Annotated in this window: 37 protein-coding genes; 10 read left to right on the top strand and 27 right to left on the bottom strand. The window is 59.9% G+C overall.

Annotated elements, in window-relative coordinates; translation table 11 throughout:
* Positions 1-78: 78 nt before the first annotated feature.
* Together ON40_RS33225 and ON40_RS33220 are read right to left on the bottom strand one after the other, a co-directional pair.
* Positions 79-1,299 carry a cytochrome P450 gene (locus ON40_RS33225; protein WP_040829092.1) on the bottom strand — a complete coding sequence of 407 codons (1,221 nt, stop codon included), beginning with the start codon at positions 1,297-1,299 and terminating at the stop codon, positions 79-81.
* A 51-nt stretch (positions 1,300-1,350) separates the two neighbouring features.
* Positions 1,351-2,322 carry a phosphotriesterase family protein gene (locus ON40_RS33220; RefSeq protein ID WP_040829091.1) on the bottom strand — a complete coding sequence of 324 codons (972 nt, stop codon included), beginning with the start codon at positions 2,320-2,322 and terminating at the stop codon, positions 1,351-1,353.
* A 328-nt stretch (positions 2,323-2,650) separates the two neighbouring features.
* Here ON40_RS33220 and ON40_RS33215 point away from each other — a divergent pair, with 328 nt between their 5' ends.
* Complete coding sequence (locus ON40_RS33215; protein ID WP_063713139.1) at positions 2,651-3,586, top strand: AraC family transcriptional regulator; 936 nt, start codon at positions 2,651-2,653, stop codon at positions 3,584-3,586.
* Positions 3,587-3,632: 46 nt separating this feature from the next.
* Here ON40_RS33215 and ON40_RS33210 read toward each other — a convergent pair whose 3' ends face one another.
* Positions 3,633-4,232, bottom strand: a complete 600-nt coding sequence (locus ON40_RS33210) for a TetR/AcrR family transcriptional regulator (RefSeq protein WP_040829089.1) — start codon at positions 4,230-4,232, stop codon at positions 3,633-3,635.
* 532 nt (positions 4,233-4,764) lie between these two features.
* On the opposite strand from ON40_RS33210, the gene ON40_RS33205 reads away from it, so the two are divergent.
* From ON40_RS33205 to ON40_RS33180, 9 genes are all read left to right on the top strand, one after another.
* Entirely contained in the window at positions 4,765-4,983 is a 219-nt protein-coding gene (locus ON40_RS33205; RefSeq protein ID WP_040829088.1) for a winged helix-turn-helix transcriptional regulator, read from the top strand.
* Between the two features lie 224 nt (positions 4,984-5,207).
* Positions 5,208-5,387: a hypothetical protein gene (locus ON40_RS52435; protein WP_157186569.1), complete on the top strand. Its 180-nt coding sequence runs from the start codon at positions 5,208-5,210 to the stop codon at positions 5,385-5,387.
* Entirely contained in the window at positions 5,384-5,557 is a 174-nt protein-coding gene (locus tag ON40_RS52430; protein WP_157186568.1) for a hypothetical protein, read from the top strand. Before ON40_RS52435 ends, ON40_RS52430 begins: the two co-directional genes overlap by 4 nt.
* On the top strand, positions 5,554-5,937 hold the full coding sequence (locus tag ON40_RS33200) for a hypothetical protein (protein WP_040829087.1): 384 nt from the start codon (positions 5,554-5,556) through the stop codon (positions 5,935-5,937). The genes ON40_RS52430 and ON40_RS33200 overlap by 4 nt, the downstream gene beginning before the upstream one ends.
* Positions 5,934-6,086 carry a hypothetical protein gene (locus ON40_RS52425; protein WP_157186567.1) on the top strand — a complete coding sequence of 51 codons (153 nt, stop codon included), beginning with the start codon at positions 5,934-5,936 and terminating at the stop codon, positions 6,084-6,086. The genes ON40_RS33200 and ON40_RS52425 overlap by 4 nt, the downstream gene beginning before the upstream one ends.
* Positions 6,083-6,292 (top strand): hypothetical protein, encoded by a 210-nt coding sequence (locus tag ON40_RS33195; protein WP_040829086.1) that lies wholly within the window; start codon positions 6,083-6,085, stop codon positions 6,290-6,292. Before ON40_RS52425 ends, ON40_RS33195 begins: the two co-directional genes overlap by 4 nt.
* Positions 6,292-6,681 (top strand): hypothetical protein, encoded by a 390-nt coding sequence (locus ON40_RS33190; protein WP_157186566.1) that lies wholly within the window; start codon positions 6,292-6,294, stop codon positions 6,679-6,681. The genes ON40_RS33195 and ON40_RS33190 overlap by 1 nt, the downstream gene beginning before the upstream one ends.
* The gene (locus ON40_RS33185; RefSeq protein WP_040829084.1) at positions 6,678-7,016 is read left to right on the top strand and encodes a hypothetical protein; all 339 of its coding nucleotides are present in this window, start codon (positions 6,678-6,680) and stop codon (positions 7,014-7,016) included. The genes ON40_RS33190 and ON40_RS33185 overlap by 4 nt, the downstream gene beginning before the upstream one ends.
* Positions 7,017-7,075: 59 nt before the next feature.
* Entirely contained in the window at positions 7,076-7,750 is a 675-nt protein-coding gene (locus tag ON40_RS33180) for a hypothetical protein (RefSeq protein ID WP_157186565.1), read from the top strand.
* A gap of 71 nt (positions 7,751-7,821) precedes the next feature.
* Here ON40_RS33180 and ON40_RS33175 read toward each other — a convergent pair whose 3' ends face one another.
* The 24 genes from ON40_RS33175 to ON40_RS33065 form a co-directional block, all read right to left on the bottom strand.
* On the bottom strand, positions 7,822-8,133 hold the full coding sequence (locus ON40_RS33175) for a hypothetical protein (RefSeq protein ID WP_157186564.1): 312 nt from the start codon (positions 8,131-8,133) through the stop codon (positions 7,822-7,824).
* A gap of 300 nt (positions 8,134-8,433) precedes the next feature.
* Entirely contained in the window at positions 8,434-8,649 is a 216-nt protein-coding gene (locus ON40_RS33170) for a hypothetical protein (protein ID WP_040829077.1), read from the bottom strand.
* Positions 8,650-8,685: 36 nt separating this feature from the next.
* Entirely contained in the window at positions 8,686-8,916 is a 231-nt protein-coding gene (locus ON40_RS33165) for a hypothetical protein (RefSeq protein ID WP_157186563.1), read from the bottom strand.
* Positions 8,917-8,936: 20 nt separating this feature from the next.
* A complete protein-coding gene (locus tag ON40_RS33160) occupies positions 8,937-9,347 on the bottom strand; it encodes a hypothetical protein (protein WP_040829075.1) in 411 nt (136 codons plus the stop codon).
* A 240-nt stretch (positions 9,348-9,587) separates the two neighbouring features.
* A complete protein-coding gene (locus ON40_RS33150) occupies positions 9,588-9,875 on the bottom strand; it encodes a hypothetical protein (RefSeq protein WP_040829072.1) in 288 nt (95 codons plus the stop codon).
* 1 nt (position 9,876) lies between these two features.
* The gene (locus tag ON40_RS33145; protein WP_157186562.1) at positions 9,877-10,350 is read right to left on the bottom strand and encodes a hypothetical protein; all 474 of its coding nucleotides are present in this window, start codon (positions 10,348-10,350) and stop codon (positions 9,877-9,879) included.
* Entirely contained in the window at positions 10,347-10,523 is a 177-nt protein-coding gene (locus tag ON40_RS52420) for a hypothetical protein (RefSeq protein ID WP_157186561.1), read from the bottom strand. Before ON40_RS52420 ends, ON40_RS33145 begins: the two co-directional genes overlap by 4 nt.
* A gap of 9 nt (positions 10,524-10,532) precedes the next feature.
* Complete coding sequence (locus ON40_RS33140; RefSeq protein ID WP_040829069.1) at positions 10,533-11,003, bottom strand: hypothetical protein; 471 nt, start codon at positions 11,001-11,003, stop codon at positions 10,533-10,535.
* Positions 11,003-11,497 carry a hypothetical protein gene (locus ON40_RS33135; protein WP_040829068.1) on the bottom strand — a complete coding sequence of 165 codons (495 nt, stop codon included), beginning with the start codon at positions 11,495-11,497 and terminating at the stop codon, positions 11,003-11,005. Before ON40_RS33135 ends, ON40_RS33140 begins: the two co-directional genes overlap by 1 nt.
* A 17-nt stretch (positions 11,498-11,514) precedes the next feature.
* A complete protein-coding gene (locus tag ON40_RS33130) occupies positions 11,515-11,871 on the bottom strand; it encodes a hypothetical protein (protein WP_040829067.1) in 357 nt (118 codons plus the stop codon).
* A 5-nt stretch (positions 11,872-11,876) separates the two neighbouring features.
* A complete protein-coding gene (locus ON40_RS33125) occupies positions 11,877-13,322 on the bottom strand; it encodes a helicase HerA-like domain-containing protein (protein ID WP_051193905.1) in 1,446 nt (481 codons plus the stop codon).
* 12 nt (positions 13,323-13,334) lie between these two features.
* Complete coding sequence (locus ON40_RS52415; RefSeq protein WP_157186560.1) at positions 13,335-13,637, bottom strand: hypothetical protein; 303 nt, start codon at positions 13,635-13,637, stop codon at positions 13,335-13,337.
* Positions 13,638-13,860: 223 nt separating this feature from the next.
* Positions 13,861-14,547, bottom strand: a complete 687-nt coding sequence (locus ON40_RS33115; RefSeq protein WP_040829065.1) for a hypothetical protein — start codon at positions 14,545-14,547, stop codon at positions 13,861-13,863.
* Positions 14,548-14,570: 23 nt separating this feature from the next.
* On the bottom strand, positions 14,571-14,816 hold the full coding sequence (locus ON40_RS33110) for a hypothetical protein (protein WP_040829064.1): 246 nt from the start codon (positions 14,814-14,816) through the stop codon (positions 14,571-14,573).
* Entirely contained in the window at positions 14,813-15,079 is a 267-nt protein-coding gene (locus tag ON40_RS33105) for a hypothetical protein (protein ID WP_040829063.1), read from the bottom strand. The genes ON40_RS33110 and ON40_RS33105 overlap by 4 nt, the downstream gene beginning before the upstream one ends.
* A 3-nt stretch (positions 15,080-15,082) precedes the next feature.
* Complete coding sequence (locus ON40_RS33100) at positions 15,083-15,268, bottom strand: hypothetical protein (protein WP_040829062.1); 186 nt, start codon at positions 15,266-15,268, stop codon at positions 15,083-15,085.
* 391 nt (positions 15,269-15,659) lie between these two features.
* Positions 15,660-15,977, bottom strand: coding sequence for a hypothetical protein (locus ON40_RS33095; RefSeq protein WP_040829061.1), 318 nt, complete (start codon positions 15,975-15,977; stop codon positions 15,660-15,662).
* Positions 15,977-16,477 (bottom strand): hypothetical protein, encoded by a 501-nt coding sequence (locus ON40_RS48525; protein ID WP_051193904.1) that lies wholly within the window; start codon positions 16,475-16,477, stop codon positions 15,977-15,979. Before ON40_RS48525 ends, ON40_RS33095 begins: the two co-directional genes overlap by 1 nt.
* Positions 16,477-16,791 (bottom strand): hypothetical protein, encoded by a 315-nt coding sequence (locus ON40_RS33085; RefSeq protein ID WP_040829060.1) that lies wholly within the window; start codon positions 16,789-16,791, stop codon positions 16,477-16,479. Before ON40_RS33085 ends, ON40_RS48525 begins: the two co-directional genes overlap by 1 nt.
* A complete protein-coding gene (locus tag ON40_RS33080; protein WP_040829059.1) occupies positions 16,788-17,090 on the bottom strand; it encodes a hypothetical protein in 303 nt (100 codons plus the stop codon). Before ON40_RS33080 ends, ON40_RS33085 begins: the two co-directional genes overlap by 4 nt.
* Before the next feature lie 93 nt (positions 17,091-17,183).
* On the bottom strand, positions 17,184-17,546 hold the full coding sequence (locus ON40_RS33075) for a hypothetical protein (protein ID WP_040829058.1): 363 nt from the start codon (positions 17,544-17,546) through the stop codon (positions 17,184-17,186).
* A 4-nt stretch (positions 17,547-17,550) separates the two neighbouring features.
* Entirely contained in the window at positions 17,551-17,832 is a 282-nt protein-coding gene (locus tag ON40_RS33070; RefSeq protein ID WP_040829057.1) for a hypothetical protein, read from the bottom strand.
* Positions 17,833-17,885: 53 nt separating this feature from the next.
* Positions 17,886-18,047 (bottom strand): hypothetical protein, encoded by a 162-nt coding sequence (locus ON40_RS52410; RefSeq protein ID WP_157186559.1) that lies wholly within the window; start codon positions 18,045-18,047, stop codon positions 17,886-17,888.
* A 12-nt stretch (positions 18,048-18,059) separates the two neighbouring features.
* Complete coding sequence (locus ON40_RS33065) at positions 18,060-18,335, bottom strand: hypothetical protein (protein WP_040829056.1); 276 nt, start codon at positions 18,333-18,335, stop codon at positions 18,060-18,062.
* Positions 18,336-18,486 lie beyond the last annotated feature (151 nt).

Raw genomic sequence — 18,486 nt, 5'->3', positions numbered from 1 at the left:
AATCAGCGTACCGCGACCCGGTCGCCTGCCGCCGTGCCCGGTCCGCGCATCGATCTCGACCGCCGAGCGCTCGGGGCGTCAGCCCGGCTGCCAGCTCGCGAACGGCCGGGCCGGATCGAAGGTGACCGGCAGGGTGGCCAGGGCGCGGTGGAAAGGTCCTGGGCGCCACGCCAATTCGTCGGGCTCGACGGACAGTTCGATCTCCGGCAGGGCGTCGAGCAGTTGGTCCACGCCGTCCTGGGCGATCAGATAGCCGGATTGGCGCGCGGGGCAGGCGTGCGGGCCCGCGCCCCAGGCCAGGTGGGATCGGTTGCCGGTGTAGTCGCCGCCGCTGATGGCCGGGTCGTTGTTGCACGCGGCGATGCTGATGATCACGGGCTGGTGCGCGGGCAGCCACACCTCGTCGAGCAGCACCGGCTGGCGCGGATAGGTCATACAGAAATTCGCGATCGGCGGGTCCAGGAACAGAACCTCGTCCAGCGCGTCGCGGGTGGACAGGCTGCCGCCCAGCAGATTTCCCGCGAAACGGTCGTTGGTCAGGATCAACAGCAGCGTGTTGACGATCAGGTTGTGCACCGGCTCGACGCCCGCAGCGTAGAGCGTGACGAGTTGTTCGATGACCTCCTGATCGTCGAACCCGGCCGGATGCTGGACCAACCGGGTCGTCACATCGTCACCGGGCTCGGCGCGCTTGCCCGCCACGAGTTCGCTCAGCGCCCCGACGAGCATCGCGTTCCCGGCTGCGGCATCGGAGCCCTCGAAGAGTGTGATGACACCCGTGGCGACCCGCTGGCCGATATCTGGTGAGCACCCGAGCATCGCGTTGACCACCTGGAAGGCCAGTGGCCGTGCGTAATCCGCGATCAGATCGGCCGAGCCGGTCTCGCAGAACTGCGCGATCAGCGGCACCGCGATCCGCTCCACCACCGCGTGCAGACCGTGCAGGTCGACCGCCGAGAGCGCCGCGACATTGGCCTCCCGATAGCGCCGGTGTTCCTGCCCGGAACTGCGTATCGCGTTCGGCCGCCAGGCCAGCATCGGCTTCACCGGGCACTCGTCCGGAACGTCCTTCTCCCACATCCGCGGATCGACCGGAAAATGCGCGGGATCGTGCAGGACCTGCACGGCCGTGCGGTAGTCGATCACCAGGGTTGCGGGGACTCCCGGCGACAATTCGACCGGCACCAGCGACCCGAAGCGCTTGCGCATGTCCTGGTAACACTCATGCGGCATGGCCGCGAATTCCGGGCTGTACAGGGCGATTCGATCACTGTGGGCATAGGTGGGCGGATGGATCATTCGGTCCTCATCTCGACCTCGGTCCTGCCGTGCACCGGGAGCCCCGGCGCATCACGCCGAGAAGTAGCGGCGCGGATTGTCCGCCAGCATCGTGGTGATCTGCTCGTCGGTGACTCCGCGCTCGCGCAGGGCCGGCAGCACGTCGTCGCTGATATGGGTGTAGATCCAGTTCGGCAGCGCCGCCGCCTTGCCCGCCGCGGGGAGCCAGTCGATGAAACAGGCCGCATCGTGCGCCAGAACCATCCGGTCCGCGTAGCCGCGGCGGACGAGTTCGACCACCGTGCCGACCCGGTGCTCGAACGGCAGCAACACGTCGAGGCCGAACCGGTCCATGCCGAGATACGAACCGGCATCGGCGATCTCGCACAGGTAGTCCAGGTCGGTGCTGTCCCCGGAGTGACCGATGACGACCTTGGTCAGGTCCACTCCCTCCTCGGCGAGGACCTGCTGCGCGACGAGCCCGGACCCTGTGTGCGGGTTGGTGTGCACGGTGATCGGCGCACCGGTCTCGACGTGAGCCTGCCCGACGGCGCGCATCACGCGTTCCACCCCCGGGGTCAGGCCCGGTTCCTCGATCGCGCACTTGAGGAACGCCGCCTTGACTCCGGTGTCGGCTATCCCCTCGCGAATGTCCTTGACGAACAGCTCGACCATGGGCTCAGGGGTGTCGAACAAGAGTCCCGGGCCGGTGTAGTGGAACTGGAACGGAACCTCGTTGTAGGTGTATATGCCGGTCGCGACGATGATGTTGATGTCGACCTGCTCGTTGATCCGCTGGATGCGCGGGATGTAGCGCCCGAGGCCGATCACGGTCGGGTCGACGATCGTGGCGATTCCCCGCGACGCGCACTGCCGCAACTTCTCCACCGCGTCCGCGACCCGCACGTCGTCGTCCCAGCGGTCGGGAAAGTCCGGGAAGTTCTGCCGCATTTCCTCACCCAGCACGAATACGTGCTCGTGCATGAGCGTGTTGCCGAGTTGCTCGGCAGGCACCGGACCACGCACGGTCTGGACATCCGTCATCGTCGATATCTCCTGGAAATGTGTGGTCGGCTACGGCGAGAACTTTCGGATGTGACCTCGACGCGAGGTGCACAACAGGCGGACGGTTCGGTCGGTGTGAGTGCGGCCCGACCGAGTGCCGTTGCACAACGCACACCCGTGTGCATCGCAGGACCCGCAGGTGGCACTCTCATCGGCCTGATCGTCAGGGTTGCGGCAGGACATGATGTCTTTCCTCGTTGTGATCGGTGCCATAATTCGATTCCAGGTTATGAGTGCGTCTGTGCCCGTTCGACCGTGTGCGCGCATGGAATGCACGCAAACGCGCAAGCCGCTGGAGAGTTGCCCCATGAGAGATTCCGAGCCCTATCTCGTGCAGGAGGTCGACACCTCCGTGGTCTCGGTCCGCGAGTCCGCCGATTTCTGGGCCGAGCACATCTGCCGAAACCAGGGGACCCTACAGTTCCGTTTCGCCGATGCCGCGACCTTCCACGGCGTCACGGCGGCCCAGCACTACGCGGGCTATCAGCTGATCGGCTTTCGGTCCGACGGCATCACCTACGCACGAACGCGCACGGATGTTCGCCGCGATGATGACGAGAGCCTGCGGGTCGTCGTTCCGACCGGCGGCGCGATGCAGTTCCGGCAGGACGACACCACCGTTCAGGTGTCGCCCGGACAGGGCGCGGTGGTCACGAAGGCACGCCCGTTCGACTTCGCGCAGGCCCACAGCGCACAAGGGTGGGTGATGAACATCCCCGCCGGTTCGCTTCCGCTCGATGCCGGCGCCGGACCTGCGGTGATCGATTTGAGACAGGGTGTGGGATCGGTCGCCTTCGGCATGATCAGCGAGCTCAGCAAACAGCGCGCGGCCGTCGACGGCCTCGGCTTCGCCACGACGTCCGATATGACGATCGAACTGCTCAAACTGTGCCTGCGCTCGGGTAGAGAGCTGCCCACCACGCTGGGGGCGGTCGACGCCGCGGTCCGTGACTACGTCCGCCGGCATGCCACGGACCCCGACCTCACCCCGGCAGCGATCGCGCACCACCTCGGTTGGTCCATGCGACAGGTCCAACTGGCGCTGCAGAACACCGGTACGACACCGAGCCGATTGATCCGCGCCGAGCGGTTGGGCCACGCACGTCGCCTGCTTCGGGAAAGCTCCGTCGACGACACCGTCGCCCAGATCGCCTACGCCAGCGGTTTCCGCTCGCTCAGTGCCTTCGGCGCCGCTTTCAAGGCGCAGTTCGGATTGACGCCACAGGAAGCGCGCAACCACTGACCCCGGGATATCTCACCGGGGGTTGCCCGGGGTGGCCGACAGCGCCCTACTCGGCCTTCTTCCTACCCGCCAGACCGCGCCAGGCCAGATCGTCGAGGAGATTGACGGCCTCGGCGACTTCCACTTCCCCGCTGGCGATTCGGTCCGCGATGGCCTCGCCCGCGCCGATCACCGCCACCGAGACGATGTCGAAATTCGTTCCGGGCTCGGCATATTTGGCGCTGGATTCGAGCAGTTTGGCAGTCAGCTCGATGATGCGCTCGCGGCTGTTGGCGATCTCCGAGGCGAAGGGTTGCTGGCCCAATGCCTGACGGTAGAGGACCTGCCAGGACAGGCGGTTGTTGTCGACGTACGACAGGAACGCCTCGAGGCCCGCGCGCAGCTGTTCGTGCGGGGTGAGCTGGGGATTGCCCGCGACCGCGACCGCCTCGATGAAACGCATGCTCTCGCGGGCGATGCAGGCCCGGAACAACTCGTCCTTTGACCCGTAGTACAGATAGAGCATCGGCTTGGATATCTTGGCTTCGGCGGCGATGGCATCCATCGATGTGTCGTGATAACCCTTGCGGGAGAACACCTCGACGGCGGCGTCCAGCATCTGCTGTTCACGAACCGCCCGTGGGAGCCGCTTCGTACCGCCTGCCATTCACACTCCTAGGCCATGATGAAAGTCCTATCTTACTCCTAGGTAAGAATAGGCTCGATATTTGCCAGTTCCCGGCCGTTCCCGCCAGTTCCCGCTGACCACCTGAAACACCTTGTGGCATAAGAGGATTGGCGGCCCCGGAGTTCCCGGCACTTCCCGGCGACTCCCGCCAGTTCCCGCGAATCTCGCAGCAAAGTGACACTGAAAATGACACTGGATTTCCCGCCGATTCCCGGCAGTTCCCGGCTCGAGACTCCCCGCTTCAGTCCGGCCTCCGCGCCGACCTCCGGCCGACTCGATCCGGCCCGCTCATGATCACCGATCCACGACACGCCCACCTGCACGACACGCCGGGAAGTTTTCCGGACCAGCTATCGATCTGCAATCCGGACAAACCACCTGATAACCGCAGCGATCAAAGGCTCGGAGACCTTGCCTACCGCACCGCTGAGACCGTCTCCGCGCATAACCCCGTGACCACCCCCGCCGTATCGACCGCATAACCGACTTATCGCAGAACCGAGGAAATGACATGACCGACTTCGACCCTGAGCGCGGCCTCGCCCTGTCCCGCAAGAGGCTTGCCGACCTGAAGGGCACCATCGAATGGGCCACAGAGGAGCGGAACCACCTGATTCGCACGTTATATGCCGCGAATCCCGAGTTGTGCTCTCAGCGCAAGCTGGCGGAGATGACGGGGTTGTCGCAGCCGGGAATCAGCAAGATCATCAACCGCGCGAAAAACACCTGAATGCGCATCGACACCGCCGGACGTAGGATTGAATCAGGCCCGCAGAACCGAAAGGGCTGAAATGATACATTCCCGATTCCGGCGGTGTTGCGCATCTATCCGCGATTCACTACTCCACCGACACCACCACGAAATACTCGCGCATATCGATTTCGAAGACATGGACGACTTTCGAGCCGCGTGCATCGCTATCCGGAATCGGCACGGACAAACGGAATAGAAATTTGACAGTAGATGCAACCGTCCGCGCAAGAGAAGATGTCTGCTACTTCGTAGAAGATGGCTGGCTGAGCGAATTGTCCGGCAAGGATTTCGAGCGAGCCGTCCGATATCGCGATGAATTCCGCCCGGATGCCAGGGTGGTCGAGCAGCGGAGCCGGATTGAATGGCGGGATGTGGCGTGAACGAAAGAGTCACCGAATACGTCACGTATTTCATAGAAGAGTCAGAATTCGTCACCGTCAGGACATGGGCGCACTCCGCGCAAGAAGCTCTCGAACTCCGCGATGAGGAATATCCCGGCAAGAGGGTGTTGGAGCAGCGGACCTGGATCGAATGGCGGGAAGTGGCATGACCGACACCTGCCTGCATTGCGGAAAACCCGCGTTCCCTCATCCGTACCGGCACCCGCTCGTTCTAGCGGAGAAGAAAACGCCTTTCGAACTGGAGCAGGCCCTCGAGGTCGACCCCGATAAGCAGCTCGAGCAGATGGCGAATGTCGCGGCGGAGTGGAAAAGCTACTACTGGGAACGCCTGCAAATCGACGAAGACCGCGAGCGCCAGATCTGCGAACTGATCGAACAATGCGCGAAGGCGATGCTTGACGGCACCGAAATATATTGGATGTGCAGCCCGTACTCCGCAGCGGTAGCCCTCGCGCCAGTCGCCCGGATACTCGACATCCCGACGCCGTACGACATCCTCAACAATCTGTGCGCAGAGGCCGACGAGTGAACGGCACCGATGAGCTTTTTTTCGAGCAGGACGACCTAATCGCAGCGCTGCACGAGATAGCCGAAGACGAAGACCTCGACGACGACACGGCCCTGGCCGCGATCCGCGCGAAGCTGCTGCTGTTCCGCGAGAAATGGGAGCGCGAATGAACGCCGGACAACTGAAGCGGATCCTCGCGAACTACGACGACGACGTTCCGATCATCATCGACGGCGATCCCGAAGGTAATTGGACAGATCTGCTCGGTTTTGCCCAGCCGGTGTGGTTCATCGAGCGATTCCACGACTACGTCATGTGTCACGACATCGCGCCGGAGGACGCCGTCCTGGCTCTGCTGTTGTCGTCGGAGGCGTGATGACCGACGACGAGATCGACGACCGCGTTGACGAGTGGCACAACGGAGCCGGACTCGGGATGGACCTGCATGAATATCTCGGCTGGACGTGGGAGCAATACCAGGAATGGCTTGAAGGACGTCCGAAGCCGATAACCGACCCGAATGACCTCGGCCTGACGGACGTCCACGACCCGATGCTGTGTCACGGCCGAGCCTGTGTCATGCACAACCCGCTGTCCCATTCGATGCGTGATTGGCCGGTGGTGTGGCGCGGCCGGTACGAAGGGTTTGAGCGCATATGCGAGCACGGCGTCGGCCACAAGGACCCCAGCCAATTCGCTTACTGGCAAGAGATCGGCGAGGAATGGCGAGGAATGCATAGCTGCGATGGGTGCTGCGCTGAATGAATAAACTGACCGCGCTCGGTATAGCGCATGAATTGGCTATCAACGAAAAGAAGATCGTCTGCTGCTTGCCCGACTACTGGGACTCGTTCGACATGGTTAAGTCGTATCTGACGTCGTGGCCCGGCGGGGAAAGGGATTACCTGTACAAGAAGCTTTACGGCACCGCGATCATCCGGCGCATTGGCGGAAGGCCGTCGATTCATTTCATGCCCGCAATGCACGGCGTCCGAGGAATGCAGGCGGATGTCATGTACGTCGAAGGCGACAGAAGTGACGACGACAAAATGGTGATCAATCTCGCGCGGGCGTTCGGTGCGGAGGTGATCTACGCATGACGTGCCAGAAGTGCAGTGCCGAGACGCAGGATCCGTTGTGCTGGGAATGTCTCGGGAAGGTGCGGAAGATCCTGCTCGACCTCCGCGAGATGATCGTCGAACTGCAACTCCAGGTCACCCGCCAATCGAAGGGCGCTCCGGCGGTCGGTCGAGGCTCGGGTGATCCGGTGTTGCCGTTCGACGTCCACGCCAGCGAGGTTTTCGATGATCTGATCAAGACCCTCGCGTCGTGGTACGGCGGCGTGTCCGAAGTCGATCCGTTGGTTCTGCAGGGACTGGACCCGGTGGTGAAAGCGCACAAGCTCGTCGACTGGCATCTGCGGCACTACATCACGGTCAGCAGGTTCGAAGACGGCGGCCTGTATTTCGACGATCTGCGCGGCATCCTAGGCAAGTCGATGCACGCGATCGGCCGGAGGCAGCCCAAGATGCGGCTGGGGGAGTGCACGTGCGGTCGGCCGGTGCAGGCGCGGGCGGACCAGAAGGCCGTTGCGTGTGCCTGCGGCGTGGTCTGGGGCGTCGGCGCGACCCGGGCGGCACATGTAGCTCAGGGGGCCGAACAGCTCGTCACAGCCCGCGAGGCAGCGCAATTAGGCGAGATCTCCGGCAGGCAACTAAAGCCGGGCACTATTCAGACGTGGCGACGCCGAGGCAGGCTGAGAAGCGAAGGAAAGAACCATTCCGGAGAGTATCTTTTCAGATTCGGAGACATCGTCGCGCTCGCCCGCAGCTGACACAAAAAATCCGCTCCGGTCGACCATCATCTGACGGTGTGGACCGGAGCGGATCGGAGTCCGCACACTAACTACGACTCGCACACCTTGCACCTTTCGCGCAGATGTTGAAGGGTCAGTTTCTTCAGCGTGAGCCATCCCAATCCGGACAAAACAGTCGGCTCGGTGATGTCGTGTGCGACGTACGAAGTCAGAATCAGATGCCCGGAGGTGCCGTCCAGGGCTTTCCATACGGCCAGGTCGGGGCCGAGGCTGGTCGGGCCGACCTGATCCGTCTTCAGACACTCGTGGATATGCGCTTTCATGGCTCGTCCCTCCTCGGGGGTGATGGGTCGGATAGTGCCCTTGGTAGTCAGCAGCAGCGCTCCAGGGGGTGTCGTCATAGTCGGTCTCGTTAGGTCAGGCTGCGTCGCGTCGCAGGAATCGCCGTTGGTTACTTGAGGCAAGCAAAACGATTATCGACGCAGATCCCGGAGTGCTACAAAGTAGACTAAATCGTTATGTCCGGAATGCGTTTAACTTCTGGGTTCATGGGGAAACCGCAGGTCACGATATATTTCACCAACCACCTATTTGGTAGGCGTGACCTGCGGTTCCGGATAATTCTTTCCTTTAAAATAAAGGCATTCAGCCCCTTGCGCGTTGCCGGTTCAACCTGCTAGATGCGATGCACGAAACAGGCGTCACAGCTTGTTTTTCCGCGCCTGATACCGCTCCCCGGCAATCCTGCTGAGCTTCGACGCGATGTCCGAAACCTTCTCCTCGAAGCACCACAGATGATCGTCGCAGACCGCGTGACCGTCCGCGGTCGTCACCGCGTCCAGAACCTCGAAGTCCGACGTGTAGAGCTTCATGCAGTAGACCGATTCGTCCAGCTTCAGGCACACCGCGCACTTCATGTCAATCCCTCACTTTCATGGGCATCGCGATCACGGTCATTCCGTCCACCCAGCGGTAGAGATCTCCAGCAGGTACGCCGAGTCCAGTTCCTCGCATTCGCAATCCTCCGACGAGTGCTGAGAACACGCCCAGAACTGAAAGTTGCCGTCTCGCCGTTGTTCCAGCCCTCTAATCCCGTCGCCGACAATCCAGCTCAGGATATTGTCCTGGTTGACAGCCGCCGGTCCGTCGATGCGTCTCATCAGGGTTCCGAGTTCGACGTCCATCGTTTCGTCATCAATTATCATTAATCCGTCTCCGTCTCTCCGTCCGATGAGTGCTCGTTCGGAACCTTATGTTCGAGCTGAATCAGCTCATCGATCTGGGCGTTGTGCTCGCAGGAATCCCTTTCATCCCCTTCGGCATCACGGGCAGTGACCTCGAAGCGAGCGGAGGTGATGTGCGCCGTTACCACAAAACCATCTGCGGTGGGCATCAACGGCCGTCCTAGCCATTCATCCAGGAATTCTTCTATGTCGTCGAACCCCATTGCCTCATATTGAGCTGTGCGCACCTCGATCTCTTCATTGGTGCACATTTCGTAGGTCGTCTGGTCCAGCACCATGTGATCCGTGCCGTCCGTGGTCGTTACGACATATGCATGCTCGAAGGCGATATGCCGTTTTACAGCCTTGCTCTCCGTCGTCTCGTTCATCATCCCAGCTCCGGTTCAGCGACACTAAGTTCACAGTATCGATAAGAGTAATCGACGAGTGAGTGTTCGGACTGCACGTGCACCCATACTGCGGCGTTGTCGATGTTGTATTCGTCGATGACGCGACGGATCGGTTCTCCGCAATTACGGCATACGCCCATCTCGCCGGTCACCACCGACCCCACTTCGGAATCAGGTGATCGTACATCCCACCCGGGTCGATTTCGATGATCCATTTCATAGTCAATCCTCCAGCGCGCCTTTGAGTGCCAGATAGACGGTGTGCAGATACTCTTTGTGCTCAGCGGTGCCGGTGTGGATGCCGGTAACGATGTCCGATGCCGCCTCCAGCACCTGCCGCGGGGTGACGTCGCCAGGGAAGATGTAGTCGTCGGTAAGCACCTTGCGGGACAGTTTCGCGAATGCCCTGCCGACCGCCTCTTCAACTCCCTTTTGAACTTCCTCCGTCTGCGACATCATGTCCACCGACTCGGTGAGAAACGCGATCAGCGGCATGTCGATGTCAGTCATATCAGTCCTCCGACTTATCTTCGATGAGGTAATCGGTGGTGAATGCGAAGACCCATTTCCAGCCTTTGTGTTCACCCTTCGTGCACGTGTACACGACCTCGGCATGGCCGGTGGTTTCGTCGATCTGCGCGGTTTGATAGCCGGTGTCGTCGTCGGGCTGGCTCATCTCGTGCACAACAGCCGCGAGCGTCGATTCGTACGAACAGTAGTGCTCGGAAAACAGGGAGCCGTCCGCTTCCGTCACAGTCCGCAACACGTAGCCCTCTTTCGGCGGCAGTGGAAGTTCCTGGCCCTCATCCCGGAAGGCCGACGATAGCCGCCGCAAGTCCCCCAGCGTCAAGCCGGTCCAGTTGCCCCGTCCGTCGTTCGTAGCAGTTAGCACCTCCCGGTCATCCGGTGAGCCCTCAAAAGCCGCCAGCGTGTGCCTCAGCCGGTCGACAACGTTGTTGGTGAAAGGTGGCAGAGTCATGGTCACACCCCCGCCTCGATGTCTTCGGCGAGCGTCACCAGGGCCTGCAACCTCGGCAACGCCTCCTTGAGATCAGACGCGATGTCCGCCTCGTTGCTGCCGGTGCCGATGTCGTTGATCAGGTACTTCAGCCCGTAGGCGAGTTCCTTGGCCTTTGCGATCTTCTCATTGGTAATCATTGCAAATCCTTACGCTTCGTTGTGATATTCGGCGATGAGCTGCCAGTCCTTACGTTGACGCTCGCCCGCCGGATCGACGTAGAACACCGCCGCAATGCCGCCGTCACCATTGACGATTTGTTGGGCAGCTTGCCGCGCCGAATCTTCATCTTCGAATGAACGAGTCGCGACACCTTGTTTTGTGTCCGAGGTTTCGAACTCCACGCGCCAGTCGCGACGTAACTTTTCGTTCGGACCTTTGCGGCTCGGCCGTGACCCCCTGGGCGAAGGTTCGTGCGGCCATTTGTTCTTGTACCATTCCGCCCACTCGTTTTTGCCACCCTGGTCCCAGTACCGGTTGTCATCCGGGGTCCTGAATTGCGCGGCAGGAGTGTCGTCGTACCGATGAATCCAGTTGGATACCGTGCTCGGCTTCGCGTCGAACATTGCGCCGATCTCTTTTCGGCCATAGATGATCGCAGGCTCGGTGTCGCCCGGCATCACGCCTCCACATCTTCGATATTCACGCCCAGCGCCTCGAGGTCCGACAGCTTGTCCAGGATCTCTCCGGCGCAGCTGCACATCGTCTCGCGAGCGTCGACACGGTCGTCCTTCTCACTACCCTCGTCCAACCAGACCTCGACCGGATCCTCCATGCTGCTCCACGCATCCGTCAGCCCGTCCAGAGCCTCCTTCAGCTCACTGGCGTGTTCCTGGGCGTCGCTGAGGATCTGCAGCGCATCCGCGACCCCCTCATACGGATACGAATAGCCCGCAGCCGGATCAGCATGTTTGTTTGACACTTTGATGTTTACTAGAGAGTCGTGCACCTCCAGATCGGTGTCCATGTCCGCGATGTCACGCAGGTTGTCGACGATCGTTTCGGCGTTCTCGCACCACTGCGCAACCTCCTCCTGAACCGACTCGACCTGCGCGCGGGTGAACCGGGTGTCGTCCCGCATCGCTTCGAGGATCTGACGAGTGGTCTTGGCCATTGTTTGTACCCTTTCATTTAGATGCGGTTGTGGCCCTTGTAGCGTTCTTTGAATTCCATCAGCGACTCTTCGGCTCCCAGCTTGGTGTTCTTAACGTCGCCGATGTCGAACCACGGTTCATCGTCCGAGTTCCTGTACTGAGCCTGAAATCGGTTACCTTGCAGGGGATCTCGGTGAATGCGCGTTTGAATCATGGGAACCTCGCGTACGGTGCCCAGATCCACTGCAGCCTCAGCCATGAAAAGCTTGCGCCCCTCCTTCTCTGCGATACGCTTTGCCTCCTCCCGGTCTGTAATCGCGCGGGTGTACAGTGCCTCGTATTTTGTCGCGCCGACGTAGTAGACCGTGACCGTTTCATGCTGTGGTGTGCTCATTACTGCTACTCCTTTATTGGTTGATGATTTGGATCTGACATCGCCAGCAACTCGTCGAAGCTGAGAGATTTGTACGGAGGCAAGTGATTCGAGAGCCGGATCGGTTCTCCTGGTGTTTCATGCGACGGCTCGGGCTCAGGCTCAGGTTCGACGTGATACTTGTCGTACAGCTCGCTCGCCTTGACGATCCGGCGTACCGCGTTGTTGCCGATCGGGCCCATATGCGACCTCGGCGGCCGGATCTTCGTCTCAGCGACAGGGGTCTCGCCGCCGTCCGGAGTCAGCGCCGTCACCACCGCCTCGCCCTTCCTCAGTGCAGGGATCTCCTTCCGCAGGTCGTAAACGTCGGTCTCCGGGAACGTCAGCACGGTATGAGCCAGCGCCCTGTGCGCCTCCGGTGTGCGTACCCGCAGTGCGTGCTGAACCCTGAACCCCATCTGCTCCATGACCTCGCCGGGGATGCTTTTCGCTGTCTGCGAGCACAGGATCAGGCCGACCCCCTTCGATCGCACCAGGCGCACCGTCGAGATCATCTGTTCGACAAACGCTTTCGATGCGCCGTTGAACAACAGATGCGCCTCGTCCAGGATCATCACGAGCTTCGGCTTGTCGACGACACCGGCTTCGGGCAAGATCTCGGTGAGTTTTTCGAGCATCCACATCATGAAGATCGCGAACAGCACCGGCCGCCGATCCTCCAGCTCGAACAGCGTGATGTACCCGCGAGGCTGAGGGTCGTCGGTAACGCGCATCAAATCCCTGGGATCGAACCCCGGCGTCCCGAAAAACGTTCGGCCTCCGTCGTTCTCGAGGTTGCGGATCGCCCGCATGATGACGCTCGCCGTCGCTTTCGAGATGAACCCCAGGTCGTCGTCATCGTTCTGCCGCGACACCGCACTTACCGCCTCGCGCAGATCTTCAAGGGTGTCCAACGGCAGCTCCTGCTGGACGGCTTCGCCGAAAATCAACCGCAGCACACTCTCCTGCGTGTCGTTGATCTCCAACACCTTCGCCAGCAGCAGCGGCCCGAACGACCGCACCGACGCCCGGATAGGTATGCCGTGCCCTTCCGATCCCAGCGTCGCGAACTCCACCGGAAAGCTCGTCGAGTCCCAGGAATCACAGCCGGAGCTGATAGCCCGGTCGACAATCTCGTCGGTGTAGAACCCTTCCTGCGCAAGCCCTTGCAGGTCACCCTTGACATCGGTCATCACGACCGGCACTCCGGCATCTGACAACTGCTCGGCTATCAGTTGCAGCGTCTTGGTTTTGCCGCCGCCGGTCGCTCCGAGGACTATGCCGTGCTGAGTCAGGCTCCCCAAGTCGGCGCGAACTCGGCACGCAGGGTAAGGCTGACCGTCGATGACGACCGAGCCGAATTCCACAGCCTCGCCCGATGTCTTGTACCCGGCCGCGATCCGGTATGCCATCCCCTCTTTGGTTACAGCCATCTGCCAATCCTTCTAGGTGTCGAGGAAATCCCAGTCCATACCCAACGCCCATCGAAGTGCTGACAACTTTCCGTGCAGCATTCCGAGTTCGAAGTCGGTGTACGGACCAAGGTTTTCGACGCCGTATTTCTCTTCTACGCACCGACGATGTGGTTCCGCGAGGTCGCGAGTAAATGCCAGACGTTCAGCATCACCGGCTTTCTCGAGTTTGTACTCACTCATCAACGACCGGTGATACCAGATTCGATCGAAGTACTCCTTCTCCGCTTCGGCGATCTCGTCCGGGGTTCGTGGCAGTTGCTGTTCGTCTTCCATTTTCTAATCCTCGAGTCCGTTCTTCTCGGCGTCTATCCTTCTTTGCAATCGGTCACTATTCTCTTGGACGATCTCCTCGTCGGTAAGGTCCGGCCGTGCGTAATCAGTGTCCAGCCATTCGCGTATAACTTCCGGCAGCGGCCTTCCTTCCAGCCTGGCTCGCCGTTCTGCGCGTTGCAGTAGGTCTTTGTCGGTAAACCAGATGTTGAGCCGCCCTCGAGTCTCAGCCATTCCGCGCCTCCTGTACCTGCTTCTGAATCCCGCTCACAGCATCGGTAGCGAGTTCGCGTGCCACCTCGACCGCCTGCGTTTTGCCGATGCAACCGCCGACCGATTCACTGAACTCCTTGCCTGCGATAGGAGACTTCAGCTCTACGTCGATATTGAAAACGTTGCCTTCGAAGATCTCCTTGTATTCCTGGATCGTCGCGTTCTTCTCGCGGTAGGCGGGCGTTATCGTCCACACACTCGCGAAGTCGTTGTAGCATTGCAGCTGATCGATTTCGTACCGACGCCCCAGCAGTGCCGCATATCGAGCAAGGATCCGGAAACCGTAGTCACCTTCACTGTCGGTATCCTCGTAGTCGCCTTGCAGCCTCTTGCGGGCCTCGAGAATCTTCGTAACCTTCGGGTCGGAGTCGTCCTCGCGTACCGGGATTCTCCACCTGTACCCCGCCTGGTCGGTGGGTCCTACAGCCCCGCCCTCCCCGGCAACATCGCTGAGGTTGTTTTCGAGACTTGCTTCGCCGTCGCGGCTGATTCTCACCGTCCCGATCTCGCCACCGCCGAACAGTCCGGACGCCTGATTGACATCGCGATCGGTCAGTTTCGCCAGAGTGTCGTTGTCGACTACCAGCACGTAATCGCCGTCGCGGGCGTCGTAGTCGAAGTCTGAAAATTTGATGGTCATTGTCCGTTTTCCTTTCGGTGGATCTATCGCGGCAGGCGCGGTGTTATCGGTCGGCCGTGCTTCCGCAGATTATCGACCGTGAGTCCGTAGTAGTCTGCGGCCCGCTCGTCGTTTCGGTTGTCGCAATACGTGTCGCGGCATCCGGGGCAGAGTTTGCCTTCGTCGGTTGAGCACAAACCCGAGAACGTCAGCCCTTTGTACTCATACGGAACGCCGAGTTTGTCGCACCAGTCGCAGCGTTTGTCGTCGCCGGGGAATTCGATACTCACTTCTCATCTCCTTTCTTGTACGTGAACGGATGGATGTACGCTTTACGCTCGTCGTATTCGATGAACCCCATGCTGTGCAGTTCGATCAGCTGGTCGTAGTCGTCGACAGCCGCCCAGTCTGTATCGTTGTCCCAATCGGCGAACGGGTCGGCATCTTCGGGCGCGTTGTACCTCTGCCGGTCGTCGGCATCCAGGGCGTTGAACCAACCTGCGAATGATTCGATCAGCTGAATGTCTCTCGGGCTGCACTGATATCCACTCATTATTTAGTCTCCGTAGTGGTTGGCTGTATAGTCGGTTACGGTCGTCATCACCGATTTGATCACCTCCGAGTCGACGCCAGCGTTGCGCATAGCCAGCCGGAAAGAGTCGGTGACGTCGTTTATGATCGGCCAGATATCCAGCCCCTGCTCGTGCGCGGACAGCAAAATGTTTCTCAAATCGCTATTCATATTGTGATCACTTCCTTGATCGGATGGTTGTAGTTGTCGTCCTGGTGATACGCCCGGAATTCGAACGGAGTCTCAGACCAGTGATGTACATGACCCCACAGCCAGTCGAAATCACCCGACCGGCCGCACGCGTCGCATAGGTAGTTGTTGATCATTGGTCGCGATCCTTGCATGTGCAGTGAGACGAACAACGCGCTATATCGTCTCGGCAGTAATGATGTTGATAGTCGGGGCATCCGGAGACGGGGCATCGTTCGCCAACCGTCGGCATGACTGCGTTGATAAATTCCGAAAGGTTCATTGTCGTTACCTCCTGTGTTGATCGCCTGCGTGGTAATCGGATAGGGCACTCGAAAGGAACACCGAGTACCCGACAAACCACCCGCTATGTTCAGTGCCAGCGGGACGTCACAACCCATCGGCCATCGGTTGTGAGTTCTTCGAGTTCGGCCATGACCCGCATACGCACACCCGGAACGGTCCAGATCCGTGTATATGGCTCGTCCAGACGCAGTTCTCGATTAATTTCGACACGCACCGCAGGAAAAGCCGCGCACAGCTCATCCATCGACATCCAAAACAGCTGCGTATCTTTGCCGTCAACTTCGCGAACCAGTTCGAGAATCTTGCCCTCGCTGCTGCCGGGTACGGTTTCGCCGTTCTGATCGAATTCGGCCGACCAGCCGTTCAGGAAAGAAATGCGGGACATTACTCCAAACCTTCCTCGTCGTCGGGCTCGATCGCTTCGTACTGGGTTTGCAGTTCGTCCGTCAGTTGCCAAGCCAGCGTCCGAGCCATCTCCATCAACGCGACTACGGCGAAGCTGGAAATGCTCGGAACCTTATCCCCGAACGGCAATTCCCGCGTGTACCTCCATTCGTCAATGAGGCCGCGTATTGTCTCGTCGTTCATTTCCCGCCAAGAGTCATCCCAGCCGCCGAGATCGACGAACTGCGACCACATTTCCGCCTTATCCTTGGCGGGTGCCAGTCCTTCGATATTGTTGAGATCATCCCCTTCTTTCACGGAGTCCGGCTCGTTGTCCAGGCTGATAGCGTTCTCCACCGCTTCAACCGTCTCGTCCCGTACCTTCTGCAAGAGCAGGCCGCCCGGTGAATCGTCGGCTGCGGGGACTTTGCAACCAATCTGATTCGCAAGCTCGCGGACCGTCTTGTTGCGGATTGCTGTCATGTCGAGAGTGATTTCCATCAGTTCAAACCTTCCTTGTCGAATGTTGCTTTCAGCTCCGCCGCGACATCTTCCCAGCGGATGCGGTCGTAATCGTTCGGCGCGAGTTCTTGCTGTACCTGCCATGCCGCATGAGCTGGCTGTGCAGTCCTGATCAGATGGGTGGCAAATCGCGCAAGCGCATCAAGCTCGCCATCCCATGCGTGTCGTGCGGCGATAAAGGCGATTCGATCATTGGTGCCCTTGTAGAAAGTTGCGTCACCTTCGTTGGCAATCCACAATGCCACTTGCTCGGTGACGTACCTACCGCGCTCGCTGTGTTCTCCGGTTTTCATGCTTCGCTCTCCTCGTCTTCGTCTTCGTCCTCGTCCTCGTCCTCGTCGCTTTCGGGGATCATCTCCTTGTAAAACTCGCCGACGTCGCTCCACTCGACATTCCCCATGTACTCCCGCAGCAGTGTGCCGATATACCCAGGCATGTCGACCGTCTCGCTGTACATGAACTCGCGGATAGCCTGCCCCAGCTCGCGAGTATCCGACACATCCGCTGCAAGTTCCTGGATCTTCCCGTAGAGATGCCCGGTAGGCTCATTGTCGGCAATCTCGGTGAACACGTCGGTTATTTCGTCACTCATTTTTCATTCTCCTATTTGTTGGGTTTTTTCGCTCCGGTAGAACGACTGGATACCCGGAATTGACGCCGGATACCCTGTCGAATCGCCGGACGTTTACGGCAGTGTGTTACCGCTCCGTCTCACCTGCCCGCCGAACGGCTGGAAAGCGAACAACTCCTGCTCTCGCTTCACGTCATACGCCTCGGTGTTGTAGTGAATACCGCGATCGTCGAAATATTCGTGAGCATTCACCGGCCAGTGGTCGTAGCCGAGACGATTCGGCGGGTAGCTCTCGCCAATTGCTTTCAGGAACTCTCGCAAGCCCGTCTCCTGGTACTGTTCTCCGTACCCATATTCAGATTTCGTGCTGCGGAACACCTCTTTGCCGTCCGCGTAAACGATCACGGTGTGATAGGTGTTCGGGTCCTTGCTGCCGCCGAACCAGCGGTAACCGTAAATCGAAACCTGCTCAGTCATTTTCTTATTCTCCGTTCAGTTCGTTCGTGTTGATCAGCGCGACCTTCACCGACTCCTCGTCGTACATGTTGTCGAGGTTGACCACGTACATGTACGAATCGGCATTACCCGCACCGCGAGCCATCCAGCCGTCGACGCCCTGCGATTCCAGCCAATCGGCGTTCGGCGCATCTCCCCACGGCGAGCGCATACGCTGAAAGTCGCCGATGTCGAACGTCTCGCCCCTGAACTGGAATTCATCGCCATTGCCGTTGGTGGGGACAACAGTCCACTCGATATCCCGCATCTGTCTAACCTTTCGTGTCGATCGCTACTGGTCTACTTCATGCTTCTTAGAATTCACAGCGTGTTGATGACTAACTCACCGTTCTCCACCGACAGGTCGGAAATTTCCAGAAGCCAATCACGTGGTTCGTCGTTGTAGTGATCCCACCCGGTGAACCGTATCTGCAACTGCGGCCCGTGCTGTTCGATCCACTCGATAAGTTCCTGCCCTGTCATCGCTCGACCTCCTCAGAACGGCAGCTGTTCATCGTCGGGCGTACGAGACCGGATGTTGTCATACGTCACCGACACCGGAGACTCCGGCATGCACTCGATGTCCACCAGCGCTGTTCGGTTGCCGTTCTTGCGGATCTTCGCTGGATACCTGGTAGATGACTCCGCCTCAGGCCATTTCAGCAGGACGTAAACCGGCTGACCGACCTCGAACACCTCCTGCCCGTACTCGGCGAGGATCTTGCGCGCTGCCTCTGCTGACCGGCTGCCCGGCTCGGACTCCGCGATCACCTGTCGCGCATACCGAACCATCCCCGGCGCGTGTGGTGTGTTATCCATTGTTGTGTTCTCCCTTGCTGGGTTCAGTCGAGCGATTGCGCTAGGGTTTGGAAGTATGAACTCAGAGTTACAAGCGTTTCCTTGTCGAATTGCAGCAGCGTTG

Origin of the sequence: Nocardia jiangxiensis NBRC 101359, assembly GCF_000308615.1 — a bacterium.
GTDB classification, from domain to species: Bacteria; Actinomycetota; Actinomycetes; order Mycobacteriales; family Mycobacteriaceae; genus Nocardia; species Nocardia jiangxiensis.
The sequence above is the reverse complement of the archived record's forward strand: the minus strand, read 5'-3'. Positions and strand labels throughout refer to the sequence as shown.